The organism is Streptomyces sp. NPDC015346 (assembly GCF_043078785.1).
Classification (GTDB): Bacteria; Actinomycetota; Actinomycetes; order Streptomycetales; family Streptomycetaceae; genus Streptomyces.
This window is the reverse complement of sequence record NZ_JBIBTW010000004.1, coordinates 148,070-166,946: the sequence shown is the minus strand read 5'-3', so window position 1 is coordinate 166,946 and position 18,877 is coordinate 148,070. Positions and strand designations below refer to the sequence as shown.

The following is an 18,877-nucleotide window of genomic DNA, read 5'->3' as shown; positions in this document are numbered from 1 at the left end:
CCCACACGGAGCGTGATACGAGGCGTTCGGGGTCGTGAAATCCCTTGTCGTACCACGGTACGCAGGGTTCCTTTACGGCACAGTAGCTCCGAGGTGTGGCGCAGGTCTCTGTTCCCCGGACCAGTCGCCGAATGGGTTTCTTTGTGGAGTCCCTACGAATGGCCCAATGATTCTTTGCGGCGCGGTGCCTCCGTCCGGACCCTTGTCCGAAGGATTACCAGTCAGTAGCCTTCGCGCTGACGTCCGTACTCCAGGTAACAGCCGCAGCAGGCGTACACAGGGGAGGCCCAAGGTGGCCCGCAGACCGATAGCACTCGTGACGGCAGCGGTGCTCTTCCTCGAGGCACCGGGCATCGTCGCGCTCAACGCCGTGATGGCGCGGTTCGTCGAGGTCCAGTCGATGTCCCTGGACGGCCTGGACCCGGACGCGATGGTGACCGGCACCTGGGTGCTGGGCATCGTCTCCGGCCTCCTGCTCGCCCTCTGCGGCACCGTCGCCCTGCTCGCCGGCGTCCGCGACAGGCGTCCGGGGCGGGCCGGGCGCGCCCTGCTCATCGGCTGCGCGGTCGTGCACGGGGTGCTGGGCGCGGTGGCGGTCGGCCTGATCGGCTGGGGCGCCTTCGCGTTCATGACCGTGGTGCTCGGCCTGGTCGTGCTGACGCTGGTGGCCTACGGCAAGGGCGCCGAGACCTCCGAGGCGCCCGAGGTCCCCGGGGCTCCTGAGGCCGGCGCTCCCGGAGGGGCGCCGGCGCCCGCCTGAATCCGGTCAGGTCCACAGGTCGGTGATCTCGACCCCGAGCTTGCCGAGCAGGGTCCGCAGCAGCGGCAGCGACAGGCCGATCACATTGCCCGGGTCCCCGTCGATGCCGTCGATGAACGGCGCCGAACGGCCGTCGAGGGTGAACGCGCCGGCCACGTGCAGCGGTTCGCCGCTCGCCACGTACGCGGCGATCTCGGCGTCCGTCGGTTCGCCGAAGCGGACCACGGTGGAGGCCGTCGCCGACTCGTACCGCTTGGCGGCCGTGTCGTACACACAGTGACCCGTCTGGAGGATGCCCACCCGGCCGCGCATCGCCTTCCAGCGGGCCGTGGCCTCCTCGGCGTCGGCCGGCTTGCCGAGCGCCCGCTTGTCCAGCTCCAGGACCGAGTCGCAGCCGATGACCAGGGCGCCGAACGCCTCCGGCCGCGCGGCCACATGGGCGGCCTTCGCCTCGGCGAGGGCGAGCGCGAGTTCGGCGGGGGTCGGCGCGTGCACCTTGTCCTCGTCGACGCCGCTCACGATCGCCTCGGGGGCGAGTCCGGCCTGCCGCAGCAGTCCGAGACGGGCGGGTGAGGCGGAGGCGAGCACGACACGGCGGCGATCAGCAGTCATAGGGGCAGCGTAGCCAGTACGGCGCGGGTACGGCGCCGTGCGGCGGTTCCGACGGAACGGCGGCTGTCAGTGGACGCCGACCACGAACATCGCCACCACCATCGCCAGCGCCAGCAGGACGGACGCGCGGCGCAGCATCCGCTGCATGTCGCGCATCTCCTTCGGAGGCTCGTTCTTCGGGTCGGACCAGAGCATGCCTCCGATCCTGCGGGCGGGACGGCCGGGGCGCCTGAGTACGCGTACTCAGCCGCCCCGGTGCCAACGGACTACTTACGGGCGGGTGAACACCCCGCCACCGGCGGCCGTCAGGGCCGCGCGCACCGCCTGCTCCGCGTGCTCGGGGCCCAGCGGCTCGCGCGTGATCATGAAGCGGTAGTAGAGCGGCGCCGAGACCGCGCGCAGCAGTTCCAGGCCGTCGGTGTCCGGCGGGATCTCCCCGCGGGCCGCGCCCCGCTTCGTGACGGGGGCCCATTCCTCCAGGCGGGCCCGGTAGAAGCCGTTCAGGGCCTCGGCGCACTCCTCGTCGCAGGCCGCGGCCGCGATCACCGCGCGGAAGACGGGGCCCATCCGGGGGTCGGTGAGGGTCCTGAGGACGAGGTCGGCGTTGGCGCGCAGGTCGCCCGCCAGGCTGCCGGTGTCGGAGGCCGGCAGGGACCGGTCCGCCATGTCCCGCAGCAGGTCGGCGACGAGGCCGACGGGGGAGCCCCAGCGGCGGTACACGGTCGTCTTGCCGACGCCCGCGCTCGCGGCGACGTGGTCCATGTTCAGCGCGTGGAAGCCGGTGGCGGCCAGGGCGTCCTCGGTCGCTTCGAGGACGGCCCGGCGCACCTTCGCGGTACGGCCCCCGGGGCGAACGGTACCGGCGGCGGCCGGCTGGCTCTCGCTCAAACGGGTCTCCTGTTCCATTAATGGCTCCGACTCTGCTACGGTCCTGGACATCCTAATGGAACCGGAAGCCCATTAAGGGGTACGTCCATGGTCGCCACCGCGCTCTCCACCCGTACAGACGACTCGCCCGCCCGCATGGACGGTCGCATGCGGCTCGTCCTCCTCGTCCTTCTCGTCGCCCAGTTCATGCTGGCCGTCGACTTCTCGATCCTGAACGTCGCGCTGCCCGTCATCGGCGAAGGACTCGGCTTCTCGCTGGGCAATCTGCAGTGGATCGCCACCGCCTTCGCCCTCGCCGCCGCCGGATTCACCCTCCTCTTCGGGCGCGTCGCCGACCTCGTCGGGCGCCGCCGCCTCTTCCTCGCCGGAATGGCGCTCCTCGGGATCTCCTCGCTCGTCGGCGGTCTCGCCACCGGTCCCGAGGTGCTCATGGCCGCCCGGGTCGCCCAGGGCCTCGCCACCGCCGCCGTCACTCCCGCCGGGCTCTCCCTGCTCACCTCCTCCTTCCCCGAAGGCCCCCTGCGCGCCAAGGCGCTCGGCCTCAACGGCGCCCTCATGTCCGCCGGATTCACCACCGGCGCGATCCTCGGCGGCGTCCTGACCGAGCTGCTCTCCTGGCGCTGGGCCTTCTTCATCAACGTGCCGGTCGCGCTCGCGGTCCTCCTCGTCGCGCCCGCCGTCCTCAAGGAGAGCCGCCCCGAGATCCGCCCCCGCCTCGACGTCCCCGGCGCGATCACCGTCACCGGCGGACTCCTCGCCCTCGTCTACGGCCTCACCGTCGCCGGCGAACACGGCTGGACCGACCCGGTGGCCCTGGCCGCCCTCGCCGCCGGAGCCGTCCTCCTCGTCGCCTTCCGCTTCGTGGAGCAGCGGGCCGCCTCGCCCCTCGTCCCCGTACGCATCCTGCGGCGCCGCACCGTCGTCTGGGGCAACCTCGCCGGGCTCGTCGCCTTCGTCACCGAGACCTCGCTGGTCTTCCTGATGACGCTCTACCTCCAGGACGTCCTCGGCTTCTCACCGCTCGCCGCCGGACTCTCCTTCGGCGTCCTCGGCGCCGGAACGATCCTCGGCGGCGTCTACGCCTCCCGGTTCATCGGCCGGTACGGCAGCCGGGCCGCCCTCGTCGCCGGCGGACTCCTCCAGGCCGTCGCCACCCTCGCCCTCTTCGGCCTCGGGGACGACCGCGGCTGGCTCTGGCTGCTGCTCGCCGCCACCTTCGCCGGCGGCATCGGCAACATGCTCGCCATCGTCGGCTTCATGGTCACCGCCACCTCCGGACTGCCCGACTCCGAGCAGGGCATGGCGACCGGCCTCGCCACGATGACCCAGCAGATCGGCATCACCATGGGCACGCCGATCATGAGCGCCGTCGTCGTCACCTCCACCACGGTCCTCGACGGCATCGGCCTCGCCGTCCTCGTCAACGCCGCGATCGTGTTCGCCGGGGCGCTGGCCGCGGGCCTCTTCCTCCGCCGGACGTGACCCTCGGACGACGCCGGGACACACGAAGGCCGGACCTCCCGCACAAGAGGTCCGGCCTTCACGTACACAGGGGTTCGGAGGGCCAGTTCAGACGGCCGCTTCACACGGCCGGTTCACACGGCCGGTTCAGACGGGCCAGTAGGAACGCGCCCACGAGCGCGGGCCCGGCCGGTGGCGTACCCCGCGCGCGATCCGCGACGGGTCCGACCAGCCCTCGGGGACCGCCGGGCCGCCGCCCGCGGCGGACGCAGCCGCCGTCGCCGCGGCCCGGGCCTGGACCACCGCCAGAGCGGCGGCCAGCTCCTCCGGCGTCGGGTTTCCTCGTACGACCTTGATCACAGCGGCTCCTTGCAGGTCTGGAGGTCTAGAGGGGGATGTTGCCGTGCTTCTTCGGAGGCAGGGATTCCCGCTTCGTCCGCAGCTGACGCAGGCCCTTCACGATCTGCGGCCGGGTGTCCGACGGCATGATCACGCCGTCGATGTAGCCGCGCTCGGCCGCCGTGTACGGGTTGAGCAGCGTGTCCTCGTACTCCTGGATCAGCCGCGCCCGCTCCGCCGCTGCCTCGTCTGCGTCCTTTGCGGCTTCGATGGTCCTGCGGTGCAGGATGTTCACCGCGCCCTGCGCGCCCATGACGGCGATCTGCGCCGTCGGCCAGGCCAGGTTCAGGTCCGCGCCCAGGTGCTTGGAGCCCATGACGTCGTACGCGCCGCCGAACGCCTTGCGGGTGATGACCGTGATCAGCGGGACGGTCGCCTCGGCGTACGCGTAGATCAGCTTGGCGCCGCGGCGGATGATGCCGCCGTACTCCTGGTCCACGCCCGGCAGGAAGCCCGGCACGTCGACGAAGGTGATGACCGGGATGTTGAAGGCGTCGCAGGTACGGACGAACCGCGCGGCCTTCTCGCTCGCGTTGATGTCGAGGCAACCGGCGAACTGCATCGGCTGGTTGGCGACGATGCCGACCGGGAAGCCCTCGACCCGGCCGAAGCCGGTCACGATGTTCGGCGCGAACAGCGACTGCGTCTCCAGGAACTCGCCGTCGTCCAGGACGTGTTCGATGACCTGGTGCATGTCGTACGGCTGGTTCGCGGAGTCCGGGATCAGGACGTCCAGCTCACGGTCCTCGTCGTTCACCTCGGTCTCGGCGACCTCGGGGAAGGCCGGCGGCTCGGAGAGGTTGTTCGACGGCAGGTACGACAGCAGGGACTTGACGTACTCGATCGCGTCCTTCTCGTCGCCCGCCATGTGGTGCGCGACACCGGACGTGGCGTTGTGCGTCCGCGCGCCGCCCAGCTCCTCGAAGCCGACGTCCTCGCCCGTCACCGTCTTGATGACGTCGGGTCCTGTGATGAACATGTGCGAGGTCTGGTCGACCATCACCGTGAAGTCGGTGATCGCGGGGGAGTAGACGGCGCCGCCCGCACAGGGGCCGACGACCAGCGAGATCTGCGGGATCACGCCGGAGGCGTGGGTGTTGCGGCGGAAGATCTCGCCGTACATGCCCAGCGCGCTGACACCCTCCTGGATGCGGGCGCCGCCGGAGTCGTTGATCCCGATGACCGGGCAGCCGGTCTTCAGGGCGAAGTCCATCACCTTGATGATCTTCTGGCCGAAGGTCTCGCCCAGCGCGCCGCCGAAGACCGTGAAGTCCTGCGAGAAGACGGCGACGGGACGCCCGTCGACCGTGCCGTAGCCGGTGACGACGCCGTCTCCGTACGGCCGGTTCTTCTCCAGACCGAAGTTGGTCGAGCGGTGCCGGGCCAGCTCGTCGAGCTCCACGAACGAGCCCTCGTCGAGCAGCAGCTCGATCCGCTCGCGCGCGGTCAGCTTCCCCTTCGCGTGCTGCTTCTCCACGGCACGCTCGGAGCCGGCATGGGTCGCCTCGTCAATACGGCGCTGCAGATCCGCGATCTTGCCCGCGGTCGTGTGAATGTCGATCTCTTGTGGCTCTACCGACTCGGACATCGGGATGCGGCTCCCTGCCTGGTCACGGGGGTTCGTTGGCTACGAATGGGCTACTGCTGGGCTACTGATCCGTAGGGTATCCACGCCGATACGGTTCGGCACTGCGGTCTTTGCCACACCTAGGCTGCCTTGCATGACGTCCTCTCATGGCTCAGGAGGGCCCTGGTCCGACCTGGACCGGCCCCCGCTCAACGCCGACGCGCTGCGCCGTGCGCTCGTACGCCCCGACGGTCTGTGGACCTCGCTCGACGTGGTCCCCAGCACCGGATCCACCAACTCCGACCTGGCCGATCGTGCCGACGGGCTGCCCGAGGGCACCGTGCTCGTCGCCGAGGAGCAGACGGCGGGGCGTGGCCGGCTCGACCGCAGCTGGGTGGCCCCCGCGCGCTCCGGCCTCTTCTTCTCCGTGTACCTCACCCCCGACGTGCCGGTGCACCGGTGGGGATGGCTGCCCCTCCTCGCGGGCGTCGCGGCCGCGACCGGGCTCGCGAAGTCCGCCGGGGTCGACCTCTCCCTCAAGTGGCCGAACGACCTCCTGGTCTCGGTCGGCGGCGAGGAACGCAAGACCGGCGGCATCCTCGCCGAGCGGGCCGGCGACCACGGAGTCGTCCTCGGGCTCGGCATCAACGTCTCCCTGCGGGAGGAGGAGCTGCCGGTCCCGGCGGCCGGCTCGCTGCTCCTCGCGAACGCGGTCTCCACCGACCGCGACACGCTGCTGCGGGCCGTCCTGCGCTCCCTGGAGCACTGGTACGGGGAGTGGGTGCGGGCGGGCGGCGACCCCGAGGCCTCGGGGCTCCAGGCCGCCTACGCCGCGGGCTGCGCCACGCTGGGCCGGCGGATCCGGGCGCAGCTGCCGGGCGAGCGGATGCTGGAGGGCGAGGCGGTGGCCCTGGACGGCGACGGACGGCTCGTGGTGGCCACCGAGGGCGGCGGCACGGAGGCCGTCTCGGCCGGCGACATCGTCCACGTGCGCGCGGAGTCGTAGAGCCTCGTGGGTACGCGATCCCGAGCTGGGAACGCGTACCCACGACCGCGCCGGCGACAGGCGGACGGCAGGGCGAAGCGTGAGGTCCGGCGGCGTTACGGCGTGAGCTGGCACACACCTGTCGTATCGTGGAGCGCGATCCAGGCGACAGATCGGCAGGGCAGTGGGCAGGGAACGGGCAGGAGGCGGCCGGTGACCGTCGACGACGCGCGAGGCGGCGGCGAGGACGAGACCCCCACCTATCCCACGCCCCACCATGTGGTCGACCACACGGCGGAGCCGACCGACGACCCTCTGGCCATCCGGCTCGAACAGCTCATCCTCGGGGCCGAGCGCCGCTACACCCCCTTCCAGGCCGCCCGCACCGCCGGCGTCTCCATGGAACTCGCCTCCCGCTTCTGGCGCGCCATGGGGTTCGCCGACATCGGGCAGGCCAAGGCCCTCACCGAGGCCGACGTCCTCGCCCTGCGCCGCCTCGCCGGTCTCGTCGAGGCCGGGCTGCTCAGCGAGCCGATGGCCGTGCAGGTCGCCCGGTCCACGGGACAGACGACCGCGCGGCTCGCCGAATGGCAGATCGACTCGTTCCTGGAGGGCCTCACCGAGCCGCCCGAGCCCGGCATGACCCGGACCGAGGTCACGTACCCCCTGGTCGAGCTGCTCTTGCCCGAGCTGGAGGAGTTCCTGATCTACGTCTGGCGGCGGCAGCTCGCCGCCGCCACCGGCCGGGTCGTCCAGGCCGCCGACGACGAGGAGATGGTCGACCGGCGGCTCGCCGTCGGCTTCGCCGACCTCGTCGGCTTCACCCGCCTGACCCGCCGCCTGGAGGAGGAGGAGCTCGGCGAACTCGTCGAGGCCTTCGAGACCACCTGCGCCGACCTCGTCGCCGCGCACGGCGGCCGGCTGATCAAGACCCTCGGCGACGAGGTCCTCTACGCCGCCGACGACGCCGGTACGGCCGCCGAGATCGCGCTGCGCCTGATCGAGACGCTCGGCCACGACGAGACGATGCCGGCGCTGCGCGTGGGCATCGCCTTCGGCACGGTCACGACCCGGATGGGCGACGTCTTCGGCACGACGGTGAACCTCGCGAGCCGGCTCACCTCGATAGCGCCCAAGGACGCCGTCCTGGTCGACGGGGCCCTCGCCGAGGAACTCACCAGGACCGGCGACGCGCCGGTCTCGGAGACCCAGGCGGCGGAGGAGGCGGCCCGCGCGGAGAAGGAGGGCGAGGAGCCCCCGTCGTACCGCTTCGCCCTCCAGCCGATGTGGCAGCGCCCGGTCCGAGGCCTCGGCGTCGTCGAACCCTGGCAGCTGACCCGCCGCCCCACCTAGGATCCCGGTGTACGTGAACAGTCGTTAACCGGGAGGGTGTGCGGTCATGTCGGACCAGTCCGAGCAGCGTTTTGGTGAGTTCGTCGCGGTGCGGAGGGCGGGGGCGGGGCACGTCGCCGAGCTGGTTCTCGACCGGCCCAAGGCGATGAACGCGGTCTCCTCCGAGATGGCCCGCTCCATCGGCGCCGCCTGTGACGCGCTCGCCGCCGACCCTTCCGTACGGGTGACGGTGCTGACCTCCTCCAACGACCGGGCCTTCTGCGTCGGCGCCGACCTCAAGGAGCGCAACTCGTTCACCGACGCCGAGCTGGTCCGTCAGCGGCCCACCGCCCGCGGCGCGTACACCGGCGTCCTGGAGCTGCCCATGCCGACCGTGGCCGCGGTGCACGGCTTCGCGCTCGGCGGCGGCTTCGAGCTCGCGCTCGCTTGCGACGTGATCGTGGCCGACGCGACCGCCGTGGTCGGGCTGCCGGAGGTGTCGGTGGGCGTGATCCCCGGCGGCGGCGGCACGCAGCTGCTTCCGCGCCGCGTCGGTGCCGCGCGGGCGGCGGAGCTGGTCTTCACGGCGCGGCGGGTGGAGGCCACCGAGGCCCGCGAGCTCGGCCTGGTCGACCTGCTGGAGGACGACGCCCGTACGGCAGCGCTGGAGCTCGCCGAGCGGATCGCGGCCAACTCGCCGGTCGGCCTGCGCGCCGCCAAGCGCGCAATGCGGCTCGGTCACGGCCTCGACCTGCGGGCGGGCCTGGAGGTCGAGGACGCGGCGTGGCGGTCGGTGGCCTTCTCGGGGGACCGGGCCGAGGGTGTCGCCGCCTTCAACGAGAAGCGGAAGCCGCAGTGGCCGGGGGAGTGAGCGGGAAAGCAATGAGAAATCGTGGCATTTGTCCAGAATGTAACTTTCTGTGACGCTTCGCCGGTGAAAATGGACTGAACCTCCCTAAGCTGTAGAAATGGGAGAGGATGTGCGGCTGCGAGCCGTGGTTGCGCTGGCGCAGGCGATGGCGGCGGCGCACACCCCGCGCGAGTTCTGGCGGGCGGCGGCGCTCGGCGCCCGCGACGGGCTCGGCGGGACGTTCGCCGCACTCTCGGTCTGGGAGCGGGACCACGGCCGGCTGAAGGTGCTGGTGAACGCCGGGGAGCGGGCGGCGGGGGAGGAGGAGTTCCCCGACGCCGAGACGTACCCCGTGCACCAGTTCCCCGAGATCACCGAGTTCCTGCACGCGCACTGGGCGGGCGGCGGCGAGCCGGACGCCTGGGTGGAGACCGCCGGTGACGCCGTCCCGACCGGCCGCGTGACCGGGCTCCGCCGGCGCGGGCGCGGCTGCTGCGTGGTCGCGCCGATCGTGCTGCACGGACGGGCGTGGGGGGAGCTGTACGTGGCGAGGCCGGTCGGAGCGCCGGTCTTCGACCGCGACGACGCGGACTTCGCGGCGGTGCTCGCGGCCGTCGTCGCGGCGGGCATCGCCCAGGCGGAGCGCCTGGAGGAGGTACGGAAGCTGGCCTTCACCGACCCTCTGACCGGGCTCGCCAACCGGCGCGCGGTCGACACCCGGCTCGACGAGGCGGTCGAGCGGTACCGGGCGGACGGCTCCGTGGTGAGCCTGGTGGTCTGCGACCTGAACGGCCTGAAGCGGGTCAACGACACCCACGGGCACGCGGTCGGCGACCGCCTGCTCGAACGGTTCGGCTCGGTCCTCTCGCGCTGCGGGGCGATGCTGCCGGGGGCCCTGGCGGCGCGCCTGGGCGGCGACGAGTTCTGCCTGCTGTCGGTGGGGCCCACCTCGGACGAGGTGGTGGCGGTCGCGGACGAGCTGTGCGTACGGGCCGGGGAGCTGGAGCTCGGCGAGGGGGTGGCGTGCGGGGTCGCGTCGACGGGCGACCCCATCGGCCCGCTGAAGTCCGCCCGCCGGCTCTTCCGCCTGGCGGACGCGGCGCAGTACCGGGCGAAGGCGGCCCGGTCGTCGAAGCCGGTCGTGGCGGGCCGCGACGGCACGGTCATCCAGCTCGCCGACGCGCCCCCGGGCGCCCGCGACCGCCGCCGCTTCCGCGACGCGCCACCGGTGTAGCCGTGGAGGCGCCGGTCCAGGGCGCGCGGTGCGGCGCCGGTGTAGCGCCGTCGCAGGCGCCCGTGCGGGGCGCCCGCGCCGTCATCGACCGCCCTGGCGACCGGCGGGCATCGGCTCCCGGCCGTCTCGGCGACCGCGGCGGGCATCGGCTTCCGGGCCGGGCGGGCATCGGCTTCCGGGCCGCCCCGCCGGTCGCGGGCCGGTGTGTCACGGAGCCGGCCGCCACCTAGTGACAGGTTGGTCTTCAGTCCGTAGGGTGCTGAATATGGATATGCACACCGTCGTCCTCGGCACGTCCGGAACCACCCCCCAGGACGTCATCGACGTCGCCCGCCACGGTGCCCGCGTCGAGCTCTCCCCCGAGGCTGTCAGCGCCCTCGCCGCCGCCCGGGCCGTCGTCGACGCCCTCGCCGCGAAGCCCGAGCCCGTGTACGGCGTCTCGACCGGATTCGGCGCGCTCGCCACCCGGCACATCAGCCAGGAGCTCCGCGCCCAGCTGCAGCGCAACATCGTCCGCTCGCACGCCGCCGGCATGGGCCCGCGCGTCGAGCGCGAGGTCGTGCGCGCGCTGATGTTCCTGCGGCTGAAGACCGTCTGCTCCGGGCACACCGGCGTCCGGCCCGAGGTCGCGCAGACCATGGCCGACGTCCTCAACGCCGGCATCACGCCGGTCGTGCACGAGTACGGCTCCCTCGGCTGCTCCGGCGATCTCGCCCCGCTCTCGCACTGCGCCCTGGCCCTCATGGGCGAAGGCGACGCCGAGGGCCCCGACGGCACCGTGAAGCCGGCCGGCGAGCTGCTCGCCGCGGCCGGCATCCAACCCGTCGAGCTGCGCGAGAAGGAGGGCCTCGCCCTCCTCAACGGCACGGACGGCATGCTCGGCATGCTCATCATGGCCCTCGCCGACCTCGACACCCTCTACAAGTCCGCCGACATCACCGCGGCCCTCTCCCTCGAAGCCCTCCTCGGCACCGAGAAGGTCCTCGAGCCCGAGCTGCACGCGATCCGTCCCCACCCCGGCCAGGGCGCCTCCGCCGCCAACATGCTCGCCGTGCTCAAGGGTTCGGGCCTCACCAACCACTTCCAGGAGGAAGAGGCCCCCCGCGTCCAGGACGCGTACTCCGTGCGCTGCGCCCCGCAGGTCGCCGGCGCCGGACGCGACACCATGGCCCACGCCCGCCTGGTCGCCGAGCGCGAGCTCGCCTCCGCCGTGGACAACCCGGTGGTCCTGCCCGACGGGCAGGTCCGCTCCAACGGCAACTTCCACGGCGCCCCCGTCGCGTACGTCCTCGACTTCCTCGCCATCGTCGCCGCCGACCTCGGCTCCATCGCCGAGCGCCGCACCGACCGGCTCCTCGACAAGAACCGGTCCCACGGCCTGCCGCCCTTCCTCGCCGACGACGCCGGCGTCGACTCCGGCCTGATGATCGCCCAGTACACCCAGGCCGCCCTGGTCAGCGAGATGAAGCGGCTCGCCGTCCCGGCCTCCGCCGACTCCATCCCGTCCTCCGCGATGCAGGAGGACCACGTCTCCATGGGCTGGTCCGCCGCCCGCAAGCTGCGCACCGCCATCGACAACCTCAACCGGATCATCGCCGTCGAGCTCTACGCCGCCACCCGCGGCATCGAGCTGCGCCGCGGCCTGACCCCCGCCCCCGCCTCGCGGGCCGCCATCGCCGCCCTGCGCGCGGCCGGCGTCCAGGGCCCGGGACCGGACCGCTTCCTCGCCCCCGACCTGGCGGCGGCCGACGCCTTCGTACGGGAGGGCAGGCTCGTCGCCGCCGTGGAGCCGGTCACCGGCCCGCTGGCGTAACGTCACGGCAGGACACGGCACATCGCAGAAGGGGCCGCCCTCATGGGCGGCCCCTCCTCGTGTTCCGGTCGTACGGCGGGCTACGAGGCCCGGCCGCCGCGTCTCATCGCCAGCGTCACGAAACCCGTACCGACGACGAGGAATCCCGTCCCGCCCAGCACGTACGGCGTGGTGTCCACCCCACCGGTCTCGGCCAGGCGCGGCTCGGCCGTCACCTGCTCGCGCTGCGGCGCCGCGGTGCGGTCCTCATCGGTGGCGTTCGCCGACGGAACGAACCACAGAGCGCAGAGAAGTGTCCCGGCGGCGGTGGCGGTCAGCAGCGGGCGGCGTGCGACGGACACAGATTTCGATCCCCCTTGCGGCAACCGCGAATTGGTGTGTGCGCCGATGCTAGTGAACACAGCGGGTCGCAGGAAAGCCGAGGGCCCGGGCGGCCTACGCTCCCTCGTATGAGTACTTCCGAGACATCACGTTATGTACGGCTTCGCGTGGAAGTCGTCCTGGAGATCGACGGCCCCGAGGAGCTGACCGAGGCCGCCGTCGGCCGGATCGACACCGACGAGTTCATGCCGGACGACGAGCGCGCGCACGCCCGTTCCGCCGTCCGCGAGGACAGCGCCGAGGCCCTGGCCTATCTCGTCGAACCCTTCGACCTCGTCAGCGAGATCCCGGGAATCGAGCTGGTCCAGGCCTCGTGGAGCAGCGAGGAGATCGAGTACGACCCCGATGCTCAGGAGTGGGACCTCGACGAGGAAGATGGGGACGACGACGCGGACGACGAGGCCGACGTGGACGAAGAGGAACGGGTGTAGCGGCGGTACGCCCCTGCTCGGAGCCCCGGTGGAAGCGTCGCAGGTCGCGGCGGTCACCGGGGCTCCGGCCGTACGGGCAGCCTTAGGGCCGTCCGTACGGGGAAGCGGTACGGGAGCAGCGGTACCGGGGCGGCGGTACGGGGAACCGGACGCTCCGCGCCTGCGTGTCGATCAGTGGTGTTCCCCACAAACCGCACGGTTCCGGAACCGCGCGGGGTGTCATGGATGTTCTTAACGAGTGTTGGCAGGGATTCGGCGACGATGGAGAAGCGTGTGATGACGGACGGCAAGCGTCGCAAGGGTCTGACGGCGGCCGCCGCGGTGCTCGGTGGCGTACTGGTGCTCTCTGCGTGCAGCGACGGCGACAAGGGCAACGCCGCCGGCAGCTCCCCGTCGCCCCAGTCACAGGCCCAGGTCGACGAGGCCGCGGCGCAGAAGACGTCCCAGGCCCAGATAACCATCTCGCCCGAGAACGGTGCCGCCAACGCGTCGATCAACAACGCCGCCAAGGTCACGGTCACCGAAGGCACGCTCACCGAGGTCACCCTCACCACCGCCGACGGCGAGAGCGTCAAGGGCGAGATCTCCGCCGACGGCAAGAGCTGGAAGCCCACCGAGCAGCTGAAGCGCTCCACCGTCTACAAGATCTCGGCGACGGCGAAGGACGCGGAGGGCCTGGAGGCCCACGAGAACTCCTCCTTCACCACCGTCTCGCAGGCCAACAGCTTCATCGGCAACTTCACGCCCGAGGACGGCTCCACCGTCGGCGTCGGCATGCCGGTCTCGATCAAGTTCAACAAGGCGATCACCGACAAGAAGGCCGTCCAGAGCGGCATCACGGTGACCTCCAGCAGCGGCCAGGAGGTCGTCGGGCACTGGTTCAACTCCCAGCGCCTGGACTTCCGCCCCGAGGACTACTGGGCCGAGGGCTCGACCGTCACGCTGAAGCTGAACCTCGACGGTGTCGAGGGCGCCGACGGGGTCTTCGGCGTCCAGCAGAAGACCGTCACCTTCAAGATCGGCCGCAACCAGGTCTCCACCGTCGACGTCGCCACCAAGACCATGACGGTCAAGCAGGACGGCAAGACGATCAAGACCATCCCGATCTCCGCCGGCTCCCCGGAGAACCCCACCTACAACGGTGAGATGGTGATCTCCGAGAAGTTCAAGGAGACCCGGATGAACGGCGCCACCGTCGGCTTCACGGACGACGACGGCAAGGGCGAGTACGACATCAAGGACGTCCCGCACGCGATGCGGCTCTCCACCTCCGGCACCTTCATCCACGGCAACTACTGGGGCGCGGACTCGATCTTCGGCTCCGTCAACACCAGCCACGGCTGCGTGGGCCTGAACGACGTCAAGGGCGCCGGTGACCCGAACCAGATGGCCGCCTGGTTCTACAACAAGTCGCTCATCGGCGACGTCGTGATCGTGAAGAACTCCAAGGACAAGACGATCGCGCCCGACAACGGCCTCAACGGCTGGAACATGAGCTGGTCGCAGTGGAAGGCCGGCTCGGCGATCTGACCGTAGAACGTCAGCACTGACGAAGGCGGCGGCCCCCTCACTCGTGGAGGGAGCCGCCGCTTCCGTATGCCGTCACCGCGACTGCCACCGTCACGGTGACCGCCACCGTCACCGTACGTTCGCCGCTTCGTTCACTCCCCAGCTGGCCAGCAGCCGCAGCGACTCCTCCGACGGCGAACCCGGCTCCGCGTGGAAGGTGACCAACGCCTGCTCCGGATCGTCCGCCAGCGTCAGGGTCTCGCACCACAGGGTCAGCTCACCCACCAGCGGATGGTGCAGCCGCTTGCTGCCGTGCCCCTTGTCCTTCACATGGTGCGCCGCCCACAGGTTCCTGAACGTCTCGCTCTTCACCGACAATTCGCCGACCAGCGCCGACAGCAGCGGATCGTCCGGATGCCGGCCCGCGTCGAGCCGCAGGTAGCTGACGACCTCACAGGCCTTCTGCTCCCAGTCCACGAACAGATCCCGGCAGTTGTCACCCAGGAAGAGAAGCCGGGCGATATTGCGCTCCTCCGGCGGCAGCGCGGTGACGTCGCCGAACAGCGCGGCCGCCATGCGGTTGCACCCCAGCACGTCCGTGCGCCGCCCCACGACGTACGCCGGCACCCCCACCATCGCGTCCATCAACTGCTGGACGCCGGGCCGCAGGCGCTGCGGCCGCGACGGCCGCCTCCTCCCCGGCGTCGGCTTGGCCAGCCGGGTCAGGTGCTCCCGCTCGGCGTCGCTCAGCCGCAGCGCCCGGGCGATCGAGTCCAGGACCTCCATGGACACATTGCGGCCGTTGCCCTGTTCGAGACGGGTGTAGTACGCCACGGACACCCCGGCCAACTGCGCCAGCTCCTCCCGGCGCAGCCCCGGCACACGGCGATGACGCCCGAACTGGGGCAGGCCCACGTCCTCGGGCTTCAGCCGGGCCCGACGCGAGCGCAGGAATTCGCTGAGTTCGGCACTGAGATCCATGCGTCCCCATTATCCCTGGTCATAGGACCGGACGAGCGTGTGTTCCTGACCCTGCCAGTGGTAGGCACGGCGGACGTAGGCACAACAGGGGGCTGGGTGAGCCGGCGGCGTTCCGGCAGGCTTTCCGCCATGACCACGAACGTTTCCGCCTACGCCGCACCCGCCGCCAACGCCCCGCTGGAGCGCACCACCGTGCCGCGCCGCCCGGTCGGCGAGCACGACGTGCTCATCGAGATCAGGTACGCCGGCATCTGCCACTCGGACATCCACCAGGCCCGCGACGGCTGGGGCGAGGGCATCTTCCCGATGGTGCCCGGCCACGAGATCGCCGGAATCGTCACCGAGGTCGGCCCCGGCGTCACCCGGCACAAGGTCGGCGACCGCGTCGGCGTCGGCTGCTTCGTCGACTCCTGCCGGGAGTGCGAGTACTGCGAGCGGGGCCTGGAGCAGTACTGCGTCAAGGGCGGCACCGGCACGTACAACGCCCTCGACAAGAACGGCGAGCCCACCTACGGCGGCTACTCCACCCACATCGTCGTCGACGAGAACTACACCCTGCGCATCCCGGACGGCCTCTCCCTCGACGAGGCCGCCCCGCTGCTCTGCGCCGGCATCACCCTCTACTCGCCGCTCGCCCACTGGAACGCGGGCCCCGGCAAGAAGGTCGCCATCGTCGGGCTCGGCGGCCTCGGCCACATGGGCGTCAAGATCGCCCACGCCCTCGGCGCCGAGGTGACCGTGCTCAGCCAGTCCCTCAAGAAGCTGGAGGACGGCCTCAAGCTCGGCGCCGACCACTTCTACGCCACCAGTGACCCGGAGACCTTCACCGCGCTCGCCGGCTCCTTCGACCTGATCGTCTCGACCGTCTCGGCCCCGATCGACTTCGGCGCCTACCTGAGCCTGCTCAAGACGGACGGCGCCCTGGTCAACGTGGGCGCCCCCGAGGAGCCGATCGCGCTCAACCTCTTCTCCCTGATCGGCGGCCGCAAGACGCTGGCGGGATCGATGATCGGCGGCATCGCCGAGACGCAGGAGATGCTCGACTTCTGCGCGACGCACGGCCTTGGCGCCGAGATCGAGGTGATCCGCGCCGACCAGATCAACGAGGCGTACGAGCGGGTGCTGGCGAGCGACGTGCGCTACCGCTTCGTGATCGACGCGTCGACCATCTGAGCGCCCGGGCGGGGCGGCCGGGGCATGACGTCCGGGGTAATCGACTTCGTACGGCATGTCCCGGCACGCTGAGGTCATGACCGCATACGCGATAGCGAACCTGAGCCCCAAGCCCGTCCTCGCCGAGGAGGTCTTCGTGTACATGGAGCGCATCCAGGCCACGCTCGACCCCTTCGGCGGCCGGTTCCTCATCCACGGCGCCCCCGAGCGGGAGGTGCTCGAGGGCGAGTGGCCCGGCGCGCTGGTCCTCGTCGGCTTCCCCTCGATGGAGCGGGCCCGCGCGTGGTACGACTCCGCCGCCTACCAGGAGCTGATCCCGCTGCGCACCCGCCACATGGACGGCGACATCCTGCTCATCGACGGAGTCGGCCCCGACTACAACCCGGCGTCCACCGCCGCGACCCTCCGCGCCGCGTCAGCCGGCCCCGGCGCGCCCTGAGCGGAGTCCGAGCCGGGCGCCCCCGAAGCCGGAACGGAAGCGGCGGTCGTGGGAGACCGCCGCTTACCGCGCCCTCGAAGGCTGCCTCCAGGTCCAGCGCTTCAGGAAGCGAGGCTCAGGCCACGTGGTGATCGTCGCGTCCGGCGAGAGGGGCTCATCCATCGGCCTTCGCGACGCCGATCGGGCAGGAGACGCCCGTGCCGCCGATGCCGCAGTAGCCGGCCGGGTTCTTGTCCAAGTACTGCTGGTGATAGGCCTCGGCGGGATAGAAGGTGCGGCCCTCGGCCGGGAGGATCTCCGTGGTGATCGTGGAGTGGCCGGAGGCCGTGAGGACCTTCTGGTAGGCCGCGCGGGAGGTCTCGGCGGACTCCGCCTGGGCGGGGGAGTGGGTGTAGATCGCCGAGCGGTACTGGGTGCCGACGTCGTTGCCCTGGCGGAAGCCCTGGGTCGGGTCGTGGGACTCCCAGAAGAGCTTGAGCAGCCGCTCGTACGAGACGGTCTTCGGGTCGAAGACGACCCGGACGGCCTCGGTGTGGCCGGTGAGGCCCGAGCAGACCTCTTCGTAGACCGGGTTCGGGGTGAAGCCGCCCTGGTAGCCGACCAGGGTCGTCCAGACGCCCTCGGTCTGCCAGAACTTGCGCTCCGCGCCCCAGAAACAGCCGAGCCCGAAATCGGCGATCTCAAGTCCCTCGGGGTAAGGGCCGAGCAGCGGGTTGCCGAGGACGGTGTGGCGGTCCGGCACCGTGAACTCGGGGACCGGGCGGCCCTTCAGCGCCTGCTCGGGCGTGGGGAGGACGGGGGTGCGTGACAGGAACATGCGGCATCTCCTCGACGGTGGCGTTACGCACAACGCCCGGGGGCCGGGAGGGATTCCCCTGCCCCGGCCCCCGGGCGGACCCCTGTCCCCGCCGTGCCGCTACCTCGGCAGCGTCGCCGGGCTGCCGCCGTTCGCCTCGTAGCCCGCCACCGCCAGGTTCCGGTACACCGTGTACTCGGCCGCCGGGTCGCCGCTCAGCGTCCACGGCAGCGCCCCCACGTGACCGTCCACGTGCACGATCTGGTGCATCGCCTCGGACCAGCGTTCCGAGCGGACCAGGAAGAAGACCAGGAGGTGGCGTACGTGCGCCAGCATCGGATCGTCGGGGCGGGCCGAGTGGACCGCGTACAACGCGCCCTCCATCGCCTTGGCGACCACCTCGGTCCGGAAGAAGTCCTGGACGAGGACGATCTCGGGCAGGTGCTCGTACACCGCGAACAGCGGCAGCGCGGCGAGCAGTGAGCCCCGCGGGGCGCGGGCCGCCGCCGCCGTCGCGAAGCGGTCGGCGTCCTCCCGCGAGCCGTGCCACTTCTCGCACCAGTAGTGCAGGGCGGCCAGGTGCGCGCCCATGTGCTGCGGCGCGCGGTCGATGATCTTCGCCCAGACCTGGTCGAACTCCTCGTGGCTGTAGCCGAGTCCACGGGCGACGGCCAGTTGCACGATGTACGGGACGGGGTCGCCGGGGGCGAGCAGCGCCGCCTCCTCGCTCACCTTGCGGGCCTCTTCGAGGATGATCCGGAAGTCGTCGGTCCCGGCGGCGGACGAACGCCACGCCTGCTGCACCAGGAACTCGGCGTGCACGGCGGCCCCGCCCGGGTCCTTGGGCGAGTCCGCCCGCCAGGCGCGCAGCCACGCGCCGCCGACGCCCGGCTTCTGCTGGAGCTCCAGGGAGGCCGCGCCCGCGAACGCCTGGACGCGCTGCCAGCGGACCTCGCCCTCCTTCTCCGTGCCCGCGAGCAGCTGCGAGGCCGCCCGCCAGTCCTGGGTCGCCTGGACCACGTCGAGGACGTCGAGCAGGTCGTGGTCGGGGCCGGGCATCCGTACGTCCTGCTGTTCCTGGCGCAGGAAGCCGTACGCCTCCGGGTCGGCGGCGTCCGGCGAGCCGGGTGCGACCTGGTGGATGCCGAGGCCGGACCGGCGGCGTCGTACGTAGGGAAGGACGACCGCGATCAGCAGCCCCATCGCGATCAGGAACCAGAGAATCTCCATGTGTCCATTGTCCAGGACACCCACTGAGACGTCGGG

Annotated in this window: 20 protein-coding genes; 11 read left to right on the top strand and 9 right to left on the bottom strand. The window is 71.5% G+C overall.

The window, feature by feature from the left end:
• Positions 1 to 292 precede the first annotated feature (292 nt).
• Positions 293 to 760 (top strand): hypothetical protein, encoded by a 468-nt coding sequence (locus tag ACF06X_RS15800; protein WP_392287858.1) that lies wholly within the window; start codon positions 293 to 295, stop codon positions 758 to 760.
• Between the two features lie 6 nt (positions 761 to 766).
• Here ACF06X_RS15800 and ACF06X_RS15795 read toward each other — a convergent pair whose 3' ends face one another.
• The 3 genes from ACF06X_RS15795 to ACF06X_RS15785 form a co-directional block, all read right to left on the bottom strand.
• The gene (locus ACF06X_RS15795; protein WP_392287857.1) at positions 767 to 1,372 is read right to left on the bottom strand and encodes a nucleoside triphosphate pyrophosphatase; all 606 of its coding nucleotides are present in this window, start codon (positions 1,370 to 1,372) and stop codon (positions 767 to 769) included.
• A 66-nt stretch (positions 1,373 to 1,438) separates the two neighbouring features.
• On the bottom strand, positions 1,439 to 1,567 hold the full coding sequence (gene mmpB / locus ACF06X_RS15790; protein WP_392287856.1) for a morphogenic membrane protein MmpB: 129 nt from the start codon (positions 1,565 to 1,567) through the stop codon (positions 1,439 to 1,441).
• Positions 1,568 to 1,642: 75 nt separating this feature from the next.
• Positions 1,643 to 2,278 (bottom strand): TetR/AcrR family transcriptional regulator, encoded by a 636-nt coding sequence (locus ACF06X_RS15785; RefSeq protein ID WP_392287855.1) that lies wholly within the window; start codon positions 2,276 to 2,278, stop codon positions 1,643 to 1,645.
• A 69-nt stretch (positions 2,279 to 2,347) separates the two neighbouring features.
• On the opposite strand from ACF06X_RS15785, the gene ACF06X_RS15780 reads away from it, so the two are divergent.
• Positions 2,348 to 3,742: an MFS transporter gene (locus ACF06X_RS15780; RefSeq protein WP_392287854.1), complete on the top strand. Its 1,395-nt coding sequence runs from the start codon at positions 2,348 to 2,350 to the stop codon at positions 3,740 to 3,742.
• A gap of 126 nt (positions 3,743 to 3,868) precedes the next feature.
• Here ACF06X_RS15780 and ACF06X_RS15775 read toward each other — a convergent pair whose 3' ends face one another.
• Both ACF06X_RS15775 and ACF06X_RS15770 read right to left on the bottom strand, forming a co-directional pair.
• A complete protein-coding gene (locus ACF06X_RS15775; protein WP_391935689.1) occupies positions 3,869 to 4,081 on the bottom strand; it encodes an acyl-CoA carboxylase epsilon subunit in 213 nt (70 codons plus the stop codon).
• 25 nt (positions 4,082 to 4,106) lie between these two features.
• Positions 4,107 to 5,708 carry an acyl-CoA carboxylase subunit beta gene (locus tag ACF06X_RS15770; RefSeq protein WP_392287853.1) on the bottom strand — a complete coding sequence of 534 codons (1,602 nt, stop codon included), beginning with the start codon at positions 5,706 to 5,708 and terminating at the stop codon, positions 4,107 to 4,109.
• A 133-nt stretch (positions 5,709 to 5,841) separates the two neighbouring features.
• On the opposite strand from ACF06X_RS15770, the gene ACF06X_RS15765 reads away from it, so the two are divergent.
• The 5 genes from ACF06X_RS15765 to hutH all read left to right on the top strand — a co-directional run bounded on the left by ACF06X_RS15765 (position 5,842) and on the right by hutH (position 11,901).
• Positions 5,842 to 6,693, top strand: coding sequence for a biotin--[acetyl-CoA-carboxylase] ligase (locus ACF06X_RS15765; protein WP_392287852.1), 852 nt, complete (start codon positions 5,842 to 5,844; stop codon positions 6,691 to 6,693).
• A gap of 192 nt (positions 6,694 to 6,885) precedes the next feature.
• Positions 6,886 to 8,025, top strand: coding sequence for an adenylate/guanylate cyclase domain-containing protein (locus tag ACF06X_RS15760; protein WP_392287851.1), 1,140 nt, complete (start codon positions 6,886 to 6,888; stop codon positions 8,023 to 8,025).
• A 46-nt stretch (positions 8,026 to 8,071) separates the two neighbouring features.
• Positions 8,072 to 8,875, top strand: a complete 804-nt coding sequence (locus ACF06X_RS15755) for an enoyl-CoA hydratase/isomerase family protein (protein WP_392287850.1) — start codon at positions 8,072 to 8,074, stop codon at positions 8,873 to 8,875.
• A 97-nt stretch (positions 8,876 to 8,972) separates the two neighbouring features.
• A complete protein-coding gene (locus tag ACF06X_RS15750; RefSeq protein ID WP_392287849.1) occupies positions 8,973 to 10,088 on the top strand; it encodes a diguanylate cyclase domain-containing protein in 1,116 nt (371 codons plus the stop codon).
• A 271-nt stretch (positions 10,089 to 10,359) separates the two neighbouring features.
• Positions 10,360 to 11,901, top strand: a complete 1,542-nt coding sequence (gene hutH / locus ACF06X_RS15745) for a histidine ammonia-lyase (protein ID WP_392288415.1) — start codon at positions 10,360 to 10,362, stop codon at positions 11,899 to 11,901.
• Between the two features lie 80 nt (positions 11,902 to 11,981).
• Here the strand turns inward: hutH and ACF06X_RS15740 are convergent, their stop codons facing one another.
• Entirely contained in the window at positions 11,982 to 12,242 is a 261-nt protein-coding gene (locus tag ACF06X_RS15740; protein ID WP_392287848.1) for a hypothetical protein, read from the bottom strand.
• Between the two features lie 108 nt (positions 12,243 to 12,350).
• Between ACF06X_RS15740 and ACF06X_RS15735 the strand changes: the two genes are divergently transcribed.
• Entirely contained in the window at positions 12,351 to 12,713 is a 363-nt protein-coding gene (locus ACF06X_RS15735) for a hypothetical protein (protein ID WP_392287847.1), read from the top strand.
• Positions 12,714 to 12,974: 261 nt separating this feature from the next.
• A complete protein-coding gene (locus ACF06X_RS15730) occupies positions 12,975 to 14,243 on the top strand; it encodes an Ig-like domain-containing protein (RefSeq protein WP_392287846.1) in 1,269 nt (422 codons plus the stop codon).
• A gap of 108 nt (positions 14,244 to 14,351) precedes the next feature.
• Here the strand turns inward: ACF06X_RS15730 and ACF06X_RS15725 are convergent, their stop codons facing one another.
• Positions 14,352 to 15,203 (bottom strand): helix-turn-helix domain-containing protein, encoded by an 852-nt coding sequence (locus ACF06X_RS15725; protein WP_392287845.1) that lies wholly within the window; start codon positions 15,201 to 15,203, stop codon positions 14,352 to 14,354.
• A gap of 129 nt (positions 15,204 to 15,332) precedes the next feature.
• Between ACF06X_RS15725 and ACF06X_RS15720 the strand changes: the two genes are divergently transcribed.
• Both ACF06X_RS15720 and ACF06X_RS15715 read left to right on the top strand, forming a co-directional pair.
• Positions 15,333 to 16,376, top strand: a complete 1,044-nt coding sequence (locus ACF06X_RS15720; RefSeq protein ID WP_392287844.1) for an NAD(P)-dependent alcohol dehydrogenase — start codon at positions 15,333 to 15,335, stop codon at positions 16,374 to 16,376.
• A gap of 76 nt (positions 16,377 to 16,452) precedes the next feature.
• Positions 16,453 to 16,815, top strand: coding sequence for a DUF1330 domain-containing protein (locus ACF06X_RS15715; protein ID WP_392287843.1), 363 nt, complete (start codon positions 16,453 to 16,455; stop codon positions 16,813 to 16,815).
• A 154-nt stretch (positions 16,816 to 16,969) separates the two neighbouring features.
• Here ACF06X_RS15715 and msrA read toward each other — a convergent pair whose 3' ends face one another.
• Both msrA and ACF06X_RS15705 read right to left on the bottom strand, forming a co-directional pair.
• Positions 16,970 to 17,632 (bottom strand): peptide-methionine (S)-S-oxide reductase MsrA, encoded by a 663-nt coding sequence (msrA, locus tag ACF06X_RS15710; RefSeq protein WP_392287842.1) that lies wholly within the window; start codon positions 17,630 to 17,632, stop codon positions 16,970 to 16,972.
• 99 nt (positions 17,633 to 17,731) lie between these two features.
• Entirely contained in the window at positions 17,732 to 18,841 is a 1,110-nt protein-coding gene (locus ACF06X_RS15705) for a hypothetical protein (RefSeq protein WP_392287841.1), read from the bottom strand.
• Positions 18,842 to 18,877: the final 36 nt, after the last annotated feature.

What these genes read in the sequence shown, in the direction of transcription:
- ACF06X_RS15785 (WP_392287855.1), bottom strand. Translation starts at nt 2,278, where the DNA reads ATGGAACAGGAGACCCGTTTGAGCGAGAGCCAGCCGGCCGCCGCCGGT.
- ACF06X_RS15725 (WP_392287845.1), bottom strand. Translation starts at nt 15,203, where the DNA reads ATGGATCTCAGTGCCGAACTCAGCGAATTCCTGCGCTCGCGTCGGGCC.
- ACF06X_RS15705 (WP_392287841.1), bottom strand. Translation starts at nt 18,841, where the DNA reads ATGGAGATTCTCTGGTTCCTGATCGCGATGGGGCTGCTGATCGCGGTC.
- ACF06X_RS15780 (WP_392287854.1), top strand. Translation starts at nt 2,348, where the DNA reads ATGGTCGCCACCGCGCTCTCCACCCGTACAGACGACTCGCCCGCCCGC.
- ACF06X_RS15755 (WP_392287850.1), top strand. Translation starts at nt 8,072, where the DNA reads ATGTCGGACCAGTCCGAGCAGCGTTTTGGTGAGTTCGTCGCGGTGCGG.
- msrA (WP_392287842.1), bottom strand. Translation starts at nt 17,632, where the DNA reads ATGTTCCTGTCACGCACCCCCGTCCTCCCCACGCCCGAGCAGGCGCTG.
- ACF06X_RS15720 (WP_392287844.1), top strand. Translation starts at nt 15,333, where the DNA reads ATGACCACGAACGTTTCCGCCTACGCCGCACCCGCCGCCAACGCCCCG.
- ACF06X_RS15730 (WP_392287846.1), top strand. Translation starts at nt 12,975, where the DNA reads ATGGAGAAGCGTGTGATGACGGACGGCAAGCGTCGCAAGGGTCTGACG.
- mmpB (WP_392287856.1), bottom strand. Translation starts at nt 1,567, where the DNA reads ATGCTCTGGTCCGACCCGAAGAACGAGCCTCCGAAGGAGATGCGCGAC.
- ACF06X_RS15735 (WP_392287847.1), top strand. Translation starts at nt 12,351, where the DNA reads ATGAGTACTTCCGAGACATCACGTTATGTACGGCTTCGCGTGGAAGTC.
- ACF06X_RS15715 (WP_392287843.1), top strand. Translation starts at nt 16,453, where the DNA reads ATGACCGCATACGCGATAGCGAACCTGAGCCCCAAGCCCGTCCTCGCC.
- ACF06X_RS15770 (WP_392287853.1), bottom strand. Translation starts at nt 5,708, where the DNA reads ATGTCCGAGTCGGTAGAGCCACAAGAGATCGACATTCACACGACCGCG.
- ACF06X_RS15765 (WP_392287852.1), top strand. Translation starts at nt 5,842, where the DNA reads ATGACGTCCTCTCATGGCTCAGGAGGGCCCTGGTCCGACCTGGACCGG.
- hutH (WP_392288415.1), top strand. Translation starts at nt 10,360, where the DNA reads ATGCACACCGTCGTCCTCGGCACGTCCGGAACCACCCCCCAGGACGTC.
- ACF06X_RS15750 (WP_392287849.1), top strand. Translation starts at nt 8,973, where the DNA reads ATGGGAGAGGATGTGCGGCTGCGAGCCGTGGTTGCGCTGGCGCAGGCG.
- ACF06X_RS15795 (WP_392287857.1), bottom strand. Translation starts at nt 1,372, where the DNA reads ATGACTGCTGATCGCCGCCGTGTCGTGCTCGCCTCCGCCTCACCCGCC.